This window comes from Pseudomonas sp. 28 E 9, assembly GCF_900004785.1.
GTDB classification, from domain to species: domain Bacteria; phylum Pseudomonadota; class Gammaproteobacteria; order Pseudomonadales; family Pseudomonadaceae; genus Aquipseudomonas; species Aquipseudomonas orientalis_A.
Genome location: NZ_CVTK01000015.1, coordinates 45,965 through 55,389, shown reverse-complemented (window position 1 = coordinate 55,389; position 9,425 = coordinate 45,965). Strand labels below are relative to the sequence as shown.

Sequence of the window (9,425 nt, the reverse complement as noted above, 5' to 3'; positions counted from 1 at the left end):
TCCATCAGGTCGCTGGACACCACGATCACCGCAATACCCTGGGCCGCGAGGTTGTGGATGATCTGATAGATCTCCGATTTGGCGCCGATATCGATACCGCGTGTGGGTTCATCCAGCAGCAGCACTTTCATCGGCATCGACAGCCAGCGGCCGAGAATGGCCTTCTGCTGGTTGCCGCCGGACAGGTACATGATTTTCTGCTCGGCGCTCGGCGTCTTGACCTTCATGGCCTTGATTTGCCCGTCGGCGTTGCCCTTCTCCCAGCCATCACGCAGCAGCCAGCCGAACGCCGAATGCGCGCCCCGGGCACTGATGTTGATGTTTTCAGCAACGCTGGACAGCGGAATGATGCCCTCCTTCTTGCGGTCTTCCGGGCACAGCAGCACGCCGGCTGCGATGGCATCGCGCGGTGAGCGCAACTGCAGCGGCTCACCGCACAACTCCAGGCTGCCGGCACTGGCACGCTCCAGGCCGCTGAGCAGGCGGAACAGTTCCGTGCGCCCTGCCCCCACCAAGCCGAACAGGCCGAGGATTTCGCCTTTGCGCACGTTGAAACTGATCGGTTCGCGCAGGCCGGGACCGAGCAGACCGTCGACCTTGAGGGCCACTTCGCCGTGCTCGCGCGGGCGATAGTCGTAAATGTCCTGGATATCGCGGCCGACCATGCAGGTCACCAGTTGGTCGTGGCTCAGTGCGCTCATGTCCTCGAAGGTGCGCACGAAGCGCCCGTCCTTGAACACCGTCACCGCAGTGCAGATACGGAACACTTCTTCCATGCGGTGCGAGACATAGAGCACCACTTTGCCCTCATCGCGCAGGCGCGCAATGATCGCCATCAAGCGATCAATCTCACGCGCAGAGAGGCTGCTGGTCGGCTCATCGAAGGCAATCACGTGGGCGCCACGGGACAGCGCCTTGGCGATTTCCACCAATTGGCGCTGGCCCAGGGACAGGCGGCCGAGCTTTTCCTGGGGATCGATTTCATCGGCCAGGCCCTTGAGGCACGCCAGCGCCTGCTGGCGCAGCACGCTGCGGTTGACCACGCCAAAACGCGACGGCAGATGCCCGAGGAACAGGTTCTCGGCCACGGTCATTTCCGGCACCAGGTGCAGCTCCTGGTGGATCACCGCCACGCCGCTGGCAATGCTGTCGGCGGCGTTCTTGAAGGCCATGACCTGCTCGCCGATCTGCACCGTGCCGCTGCTGGGAATATAGGCGCCGCCGAGGATCTTCAGCAGCGTCGATTTACCCGCACCGTTCTCGCCCATCAGGGCGTGCACTTGCCCCGGGTGCGCGGTGAAGCTGATGCCATCGAGCGCCTTGACCCCAGGGAAGGTTTTGCCGATACCGTCAAAACGCAGGGCCGCAGCGGTCATTTCCACAGCCCGATCTTGGTCAGTTCTTCCTGGAAGTTGGCGCGGGTGATCAGGGTCACTTCGTCCATGGCGGTGTATTTGGCGGGCTCTTTACCGGTGGTGACCCACTCGTACATCGCCAGCGCGGTGTTGTAGCCCTCGATATGCGGGCTTGGCAGCATCGAGCCGAAGAAGCCGCTGTCGGCTTTCTTCAATTCGCCGATGGCGTCGGTGCCATTGATGCCGATGCCGATCACGTTGGCGGCCTTGAAGCCGGCGCTTTCAGTGGCACGTACGCCACCGAGCACGGTGTTGTCGTTCATGCCGCCGATGATCAGGTTTTTCGCGCCGCTGGGCAGCTTGACCAGGGCCGAGTTGGTGGCGTCCATGCTGCCGGGCACGTCGAGGGTTTTAAGCGCGGCGGTGAGGATGTGGTCCTTGGGAATGCCGGCTTCTTCCAGGGATTTGATCGAACCGTCGGTGCGTTTCTTGCCGGTGTCGAGTTCGTTGAAGGTGTTGATCACCGCGTAGGTGTCCTTCCAGTCCCAGCCGCGTTTTTTCGCTTCGGCGGCCATGGCGGCGCCCTGCTTCTGGCCCACTTCAAACGCGGCCATGCCCAGGTACGGCACGTCCTCCATGAAGTTGCCCTTGGCATCGACAAAGCGGTCATCCACGGCCATCACTTTGAGGCCGTTGACCTTGGCCTTGGCGACAATCGCCGGGCCGAGGGACACATCCGGCGGGCAGATCACAAAGCCCTTGGCGCCGTTGGCGGCCAGGCTGTCGATGGCCGACAGGGTTTTCTCGCCATCCGGCACGGCGATCTTGATCACGGTGAAACCGTGCTCCTTGCCGGCTTTCTCGGCGAAGGCCCATTCGGTCTGGAACCAGGGTTCTTCGGCCTGTTTGACCAGGAAGCCGATCTTCACTTCTTCAGCGGATGCGAACCCACTGAACGCCAACGCAAGCGCCACAGCGCCGAGTGTCTTCTTGAACATGGACCACCTCATTGTTGTTATTGGAAAACGGTTTAGTCGTGGTACATCACAGACCGCCCGCCATCGATCATCAGGCAGGTGGCATTGATAAAGGGCGCCTCGTCGGTCGCCAGAAACAGCGCGCTCATCGCCACCTCGATGGGCTGGCCGATGCGCTTGGGCGGGTGCAGGTCGAACGCGCGCTGGCGCTCCGCGTGGGGGTCGGGGAACGCGTTCCAGTAGTCGACGTTGAGCTGGGTTTCGATATAGCCCGGGGCGATGGCATTCACGCGGATGCCCTTGGGCGCGTATTCGATGCCAAGGGCGCGGGTGAGGCCGAGCAGGCCGTGCTTGGCCACAGGGTAGGGAAAACAGCCGGGAATGATGTGGCTGGAATGGGTGGACGCGATGTTGATGATGTTGCCGATGCCCTGCTCGATCATGTGCGGCAGCACCGCGCGGCAACCGTACCAGGCGCCGTCAAGGTCAATGGCGAAGCAGCGGCGCCAGTCCTCGTCGGTCATTTGCAGCGGGTCGCGAAACACATTGACCCCGGCGCAGTTGACCAGCACGTCCACGCGGCCGAAGCGCTCGATGGCCACATTGACCAGTGCCTGCCATTGCTCTGTGCAAGTGATATCCACAGCCTGCGCGACAATCTCGGCGCCGCGTTCGCGCCAATGGGCCGCGACTTTCTCGACCTTGTCGGCCTGGATATCCGCGATCACCAACCGCGCCTGCTGTGCCTGGAAGCACGCCACGATGGCCTCGCCAATGCCTTGCGCAGCGCCGGTGATGATCACCACCTTGTGCTTGAGTCGCTCGCCGTAAGTAGGCTCGGGCACGGCGGGTAGGGACAACGGTTGTGCCTGCATCGCTTCACCTGTTTTATTTTTGGCAGTGAGTGCTGATGCAGGCGACTATAAACCCACAGCTTGAAACATCTCAATATATAAATTTACATCCCACAATGTGAACAAACCTATAAAAAAACCGGCCGTATAGGGCCGGTTCCGCGCGCCTGTCAGCCCTGGGCGAAATCCCTCAGCGCATTGCCTTCCATGCGGTAGCGCACCCACTCTTCCTGGGGCTGCGCGCCGATGGACTTGTAGAACGCAATCGCCGGCTCGTTCCAGTCCAGCACGCTCCACTCGAAGCGCCCGCAACCGTTGTCGCAGGCGATCCTGGCCAGGTGGCGCAGCAACTTCTTGCCCGCCCCGCCGCCGCGCTGTTCCGGGTTGATATAAAGGTCTTCCAGATACAGGCAGTTACTGCCAAGCCAGGTGGAGTAGCTGAAAAAGAACACCGCAAAGCCAATCGGCAGGCCGTCGCGCGAACAGATCAGGCCGTGGGCGGTAGAGCCCTCGCTGAACAAACTGCGTTCGATATCCACCACGCTGGCGACCACTTCGTGCCGGGCTTTCTCATACTCGGCCAGTTCAGTAATGAAAGTCAGGATCTGCGCAGCATCGCTGGGTACGGCGGGGCGAATCTCGATGGTCATGGGCGCGCCTTGGGCAAGTTCAAAGCCCACATACTAAGACGCTTTGATGACTGATTGCAGCGCAATTTCCCTACGACGGGTACACAAATTCTTACAGGCCGCGTAAGACCGTTCGTCGCCATCAAGGCACAAACAGCAAAGTGCGGCTGACCAATCAAGGGTAAGGACATTAATCATATGGAGACACCCTCATGAAAAATTCCAAATTTGCTGCCCTGGCCCTCACCGGCCTGCTGTCTGCTGCGTCGTTGAGCGCGTTTGCCGCCACCTCGGCGACCGGCCCGACCGATCCAACGCCTGACGCCACCACCGAATCGCAAAAATCCATGGGCACCGGCCTCGACACCAATGGCGGCGCGATCATCGACAACACCAACGCCGCCGACCCGCACACCCAGGGTCACGACACCCAGCGCCAGGCACCTGCTGCCGTCGGCAACGGCAAAATGGGCCCATCGGTGAACGAACCGAAGATCAATAAAGGCGACGATTCGAACCTGCCAGGCGCACCAAAACAGCCTGCACCTTGATCCCTGCCTGACACGCTCGACACCCGATCATTTCCCAGTGAAGAGGTACACATGAACGTTGATAGAAACCTTGAACGAGAAGTCCTCACCCGCCTGCTGCACGCTCATCCGCAAGGTTTGGGCAAGGAGGTGCTGGATAACTACCGCGGCGGAAAAGAAGTCGCCAGTGTCTTGGCCTTCCTGCAGGACCGCGGGCTGATCAAGGATGGACATGTGACCACCGACGACGCCGGCGAATATTCGTTGAACCTGCCGATCAAGTTGACCGCGTCGGGCGTGGATGAGGCGCGCAAGCTCGAGGGTCAAGGCTTGCAGTGATTTCATTTGTGGTCTGGCCCCGCCGCTGGGGCCAGAAGGAGTTTTAGCGATGCCTCGTGGAAGCAAAGCCAAATACACCACCGAACAGAAACGCAAGGCCGCTCATATCGAAGACAGTTATGAGCATAAGGGCGTGTCCAAGGAGGAAGCCGAAGCCCGTGCCTGGGCTACCGTCAACAAGCAGTCCGGCGGCGGTGAAAAAACCGGCGGGTCCGGTCAGCGCAAGGCGCCGGCCAAGAAGAAACAGGACCAGCAGGATTCAGCCAAGCGCGCGGCCGCCAGCCGTGAGGGGCATCCTCGCAGCAGTCGTGCGTCGCTTGGCACACAAACCAAGGAAAGCCTGATGAAGGAAGCGCGGGCCAGGAATATTCCCGGGCGTTCGACCATGCGCAAGGATGAGCTGATCCAAGCGCTGCGCAAGGCCGGTTGAACATAGCTTCAAATGTGGGAGGGGGCTTGCCCCCGATAGTGGTGTAACAGTCAGCTCATCTATAGCTGACCCACCGCTATCGGGGGCAAGCCCCCTCCCACATTTTTGTCCGTGTTTATTCAGCTAGCAATGCGTCAACTTCAGAGGTGCCGGGAGAGGTAGCCGGCCCCCAGCGTGTCACCGCCAACGCCGCCGCTGCATTCGCTCGACGCGCTGCCTCGAAGGCGTTCAAGCCGTTCGCCAGTGCGGCGATAAACACCCCCGCATGCGCATCCCCCGCGCCATTGCTGTCCACCGCCTGCACCTTGAAACCCGGCGCATGCCTGACGTCGCCCGCCTGCCCTACCCAGCACCCACCAGGCCCATCGCGCACCACCAACAGCGCGTTGGCGGGCAAGTGCCGACTCAACGCGGGCAGCGCAGCGGCGATGTCCGGTGCACCGGTAAACGCCAGTGCTTCAGGCCCATTGCTGGTCCAGATATCGATACGCGGCAACAGCGCTCGCATCAAGGCCGAGTCCGGCGCCTTGACCAGCGGGCCTGGATCGAACATCACCAGCACCTCGCGCGGCAGCGCCAGCAACCAGTCGATCAGCGCCTGCGCCTTGCCCTCAAGCAGCAGGCTGTAACCGCTGACATACACATAGTCATCGCTGCGCGGCACTACCCGGGCCAGGTCATCGGCACTCAGTTCCCCCTCGGCGCCGAGGTGGGAAATGAACGTGCGCTCCGTGGTGGCTTCGGTCAGGGAGACGCACAGGCCGGTGTCCTGGCCGCTGCTGGCCGGCAGTGCCATTTCAATGCCTTCTGCCTGCATCGCAGCGCGGGCCAGGTCACCAAAGCGGCCGCTGCCGTGACGTCCCAGGTAAACCACCGGCAAACCATTGCGCCGCGCGGCGGCCATGACGTTGAAGCCACCGCCGGCTTCGAAACTGGCGGACCTGGCCAACACGTCGCCTCCGCTCGGCGGCAAGGTATCGAGGGCCATGACCAGGTCGACGATGACCTGTCCGGTGTGCAGCAATCTAGACATTGGGACGCTCGACTGACGCGGGACGTCGATCGGCAGCGCCGCCGAGTACGGCATAGACGCCGCCGGCCACCAGGAAGGTGACGATCCAGCCGAGGCCGTTATGGCCGAGCCAGGAATCGGACAATGGCCCGGCAAACCAGATGTTGTCGGCGGTGGTGCCGATGGTGGTGAAGCTGAACCCCAGCACGATGGCCAGCGCCCAGGCGCCAAATGCGCGCCACTCCACACCGCCGCGATACCAGTAGGCGCTGCTCGGGCTGACATCCAGCAAATCCTTGGGGCTGTAGTAGTGACGGTGGATCAGGTCGACCACGAAAATCCCCACCCAGGCGGTAATCGGTACCGCCAGCAAGGAGATGAAGGTGATGAACGGACCGTAGAAACTGTCGGCGATCAGCATGAAGTAAATGGAGCCGGCAAAAATCGCCACGATGTCGACGATCACCGCGTGCACGCGCTTGACCTTCAGGCCCAGGGTCAGGGTGGTGAGGCCGGCTGAATACACCGACAGGTTGTTCGACAACAGCAGCCCGCCGAACGCGGTGATCAGGTACGGCACCGCCATCCAGGTCGGCAGCATGTCGCGGATCGCAATGATCGGGTCCGTGGCCGAGGCCAGGTCGTTGTTACCCACCGACAGCAGGCCACCGAGGGTGATCAGCAACACCAGCGGGATGCCCGCACCGAACGCGGCAGAGGCCACCAGGCGCACGGCCTTGACGCTGCGGTGCTGGTAACGCGACATATCGGCACCGGCGTTGGCCCAGCCGATACCGGTACCGGCCGCCATGGTGCCGACGCCGATGATCATGGCGCTCAGCGGCGCCGGCGTGGCGTTGAAGACTGCGCTCCAGTCGATGGTGGCGCAGAGGAAGCCGCCCACCAGAATATTCAGCGCGCCGAACACGTAGGTCGCCCATTTCTGGATCACCAGCAAGGTGGCATGGCCCAGGCCGGAAACGGCCAGGGTCAGCAGCACGAAAACGGCGATGAAGATCAGGGTGAGCAACGGCGCGCTTTTCGCTTCCACCGGGGAACCGAACAGGATCGAGCACAGCGACAGCAACACAAAGGCGGCTGTGGTGGTATTGACCGTTTCCCAGCCCAGGCGCGACATCAGCGACACCAGGGTCGGCCCGATATTGCCGCGTACGCCGAAGATGGCGCGGGACAAGGTCAGGCTGGGCGCGCGGCCACGGCGACCGGCGATGGAAATGATGCCCACCACCGCGAAGGAACCGGCAGCGCCCAGGATTGCGACGATGATCGCCTGCCAGATCGCCAGGCCGCGAAACGCAACCAGGGTGGCACCCAGCGGCAAGCCGAGGATGCTGATATTGGCCGCGAACCAGACCCAGAACAGTTGCAGCGGATGCCCGTTGCACTCGCCTTCCGGGACCGGCTCGATGCCGCGCGTTTCCAATTGCCCGGCGCTTTGGCCGGAAGAGGTGCTGCTCATGGGGTGGGGGCTCCTGATGCCTGTATTGTTATGGTTGTGGCAACGCTTCAATGGCGGATCAACGTGATGCCTGGCGCAGGGCGAGCAGGTCTTGAACCAGCGCTTGCACATCCAGGCCGTTGACCTGCTTGACCTGCTCGATCAACGGCCCGGGCCAGCACTGCATCCCCAGACACGCGCCAAGCATGGCGCCGAGGATCGCGGCGATGGTGTCGGTGTCGCCGCCCAGGCTCGCGGCCAGGCACAGCGCTTGGAACGCGTTCATGTCGCCCGACGCCACTTGCTGCGCGAGGGCGAACGACACCACCACCGACTCCTGGGAGGCGACGGAGGTACCAATCAATTCATAGAGCAAGTCGGTGAACAGCGCAGTGTCTCCGCTGCCGACGCTCAGGGTGCGTGCCCAACTGATGCGGGTCGACATGCGTCCGCCGGCAACCCAGTGGCCATGGTGTTCGGCCTGTTGCGCCACCTGGGTGCCGATGTTCAGCGCTTCGCCCAGATCGACGCCATTGATACCGGCCGAGACCACCGCCGCGACCGCCGCCGCGCTGGCAATGCCCAGGCTGGTGTTATGGGTGACCTGGCAGGCCTGGATCACCGCCTGGATAAACCGCGCCGGGTCGCTGACATCGGCGGCGATGCCCACTGGCGTGATGCGCATGGCTGCGCCATTGGTGGTGCCGTAGCGCCCGGATTCTTCGGGGGTGTGCCCGGCGAGGATCATGTCGATCGCCCGCTTGGTGGACGGCCCGAGCAGGTCCTGGGAACCCTTGGCGCGCATGGTCGCCTCCCAGTCGATCAGGCGTTGGGCGAGAACGCCGGGTTCGATCGTACCGCGGCCTTCGACCAACAACTCACCGACCAGGATCGCCTGTTCGGTGTCATCGGTGATCGAACCGGCGGGCATGTTCGGCGCGATCGGTTGATCGGGGCCAGCATCTTCCAGGGCGGTGATGGCGCCGAAGCGCTGGCGGACCTGCTCACGACTCAGGGATTGGGTGGGCATGCCCAGCGCATCGCCCAGGGCCAGGCCATAAAAAGCGCCGAGCGCGCGGATTTCAGCAGTCATTTGGACGCCCCAAATTGCAGGTGCAAACGAAAATGCACAGGGTCGAGCAAGCTTTCGACATGCTCCATGAAACGCTCGCGACGGTCATAGGTGGTGCGCGAGGCCTTGAGAAATACTGTGCCGGCCGGACGGCCGAGTAACTGAGCGTCTTCATCGCCCAGGGCCTCGGCGCCGATCCATTGGTCGCCCGTGGCGCCCACATAGCCGTAGGCCGCCAGGGTGATGGTCAGGGAATGGTCGATCAGGCCGATGCGGGGCAGGCTTTCCAGGTCACCGGTGGCGGGCATCAGCGAGCGTTCAAGCGACACCGCTGTTCCGTCGGCGGTGCGGCGCAGGCGATCGAGGGCAATGAACTGCTCGCTGCCCAAACGGCTGGACAAGTCCGGGCGTGTCACCGCTTCGAAGCGCAGCACCTCGGTGCTCACCTGCGCGCCGGTGTCCGCCAGGGCCTGGGCCCACCCGTGGCGCTGGTCGAGCCCCATACCATCAAAGGTGACAATGGAGCCGACACCGCTTTGGGTGGCGATGTAATTGCGCCGCTTGAGCTCAGCCAGCGCCTCGCGCAGAGTGCCACGACTGACCGCAAACTCCTCGGCCAATTGGTGTTCACCCGGCAACAGGAAACCGTCGGCCATCACCCCACCCTCGATACGGCGGATGAGCTCGTCGACGACGCGTTTTTTCTTATCGAATCGAACATGTCTAATCATGTACAAATTGATAACCGAAAGGCGCCGTCTCCAGCAA

Annotated in this window: 11 protein-coding genes; 3 read left to right on the top strand and 8 right to left on the bottom strand. The window is 62.7% G+C overall.

Annotated elements, in window-relative coordinates; all coding sequences use genetic code 11:
- From araG to BFQ00_RS02880, 4 genes are all read right to left on the bottom strand, one after another.
- Positions 1-1,376: L-arabinose ABC transporter ATP-binding protein AraG (araG, locus tag BFQ00_RS02895; RefSeq protein WP_065932549.1), on the bottom strand; the 1,376-nt coding region annotated here is incomplete at its 3' end.
- A complete protein-coding gene (locus BFQ00_RS02890; RefSeq protein ID WP_104504402.1) occupies positions 1,373-2,353 on the bottom strand; it encodes a substrate-binding domain-containing protein in 981 nt (326 codons plus the stop codon). The genes araG and BFQ00_RS02890, both read right to left, overlap by 4 nt.
- A gap of 32 nt (positions 2,354-2,385) precedes the next feature.
- Complete coding sequence (locus tag BFQ00_RS02885) at positions 2,386-3,207, bottom strand: SDR family oxidoreductase (protein WP_065932548.1); 822 nt, start codon at positions 3,205-3,207, stop codon at positions 2,386-2,388.
- Positions 3,208-3,356: 149 nt separating this feature from the next.
- Complete coding sequence (locus BFQ00_RS02880) at positions 3,357-3,836, bottom strand: GNAT family N-acetyltransferase (protein ID WP_065883715.1); 480 nt, start codon at positions 3,834-3,836, stop codon at positions 3,357-3,359.
- 191 nt (positions 3,837-4,027) lie between these two features.
- Here BFQ00_RS02880 and BFQ00_RS02875 point away from each other — a divergent pair, with 191 nt between their 5' ends.
- The 3 genes from BFQ00_RS02875 to BFQ00_RS02865 are packed head-to-tail and all read left to right on the top strand — an operon-like array spanning position 4,028 to position 5,114.
- Entirely contained in the window at positions 4,028-4,366 is a 339-nt protein-coding gene (locus BFQ00_RS02875; protein ID WP_065932547.1) for a hypothetical protein, read from the top strand.
- Between the two features lie 51 nt (positions 4,367-4,417).
- On the top strand, positions 4,418-4,684 hold the full coding sequence (locus tag BFQ00_RS02870; protein ID WP_065883719.1) for a hypothetical protein: 267 nt from the start codon (positions 4,418-4,420) through the stop codon (positions 4,682-4,684).
- 49 nt (positions 4,685-4,733) lie between these two features.
- Complete coding sequence (locus BFQ00_RS02865) at positions 4,734-5,114, top strand: termination factor Rho (protein WP_065883721.1); 381 nt, start codon at positions 4,734-4,736, stop codon at positions 5,112-5,114.
- A gap of 115 nt (positions 5,115-5,229) precedes the next feature.
- On the opposite strand, the gene BFQ00_RS02860 is transcribed toward BFQ00_RS02865, so the two are convergent.
- Genes BFQ00_RS02860 through BFQ00_RS02845 form a run of 4 tightly spaced genes read right to left on the bottom strand, consistent with a single transcriptional unit; the run spans position 5,230 to position 9,388 of the window.
- Positions 5,230-6,147 carry a PfkB family carbohydrate kinase gene (locus BFQ00_RS02860; RefSeq protein ID WP_065932546.1) on the bottom strand — a complete coding sequence of 306 codons (918 nt, stop codon included), beginning with the start codon at positions 6,145-6,147 and terminating at the stop codon, positions 5,230-5,232.
- Positions 6,140-7,606 (bottom strand): purine-cytosine permease family protein, encoded by a 1,467-nt coding sequence (locus BFQ00_RS02855; protein ID WP_065932545.1) that lies wholly within the window; start codon positions 7,604-7,606, stop codon positions 6,140-6,142. The genes BFQ00_RS02860 and BFQ00_RS02855 overlap by 8 nt, the downstream gene beginning before the upstream one ends.
- Positions 7,607-7,664: 58 nt before the next feature.
- Positions 7,665-8,678: an ADP-ribosylglycohydrolase family protein gene (locus BFQ00_RS02850; RefSeq protein ID WP_065932544.1), complete on the bottom strand. Its 1,014-nt coding sequence runs from the start codon at positions 8,676-8,678 to the stop codon at positions 7,665-7,667.
- On the bottom strand, positions 8,675-9,388 hold the full coding sequence (locus BFQ00_RS02845) for a GntR family transcriptional regulator (RefSeq protein WP_065892931.1): 714 nt from the start codon (positions 9,386-9,388) through the stop codon (positions 8,675-8,677). The genes BFQ00_RS02850 and BFQ00_RS02845 overlap by 4 nt, the downstream gene beginning before the upstream one ends.
- Between the last annotated feature and the right edge of the window lie 37 nt (positions 9,389-9,425).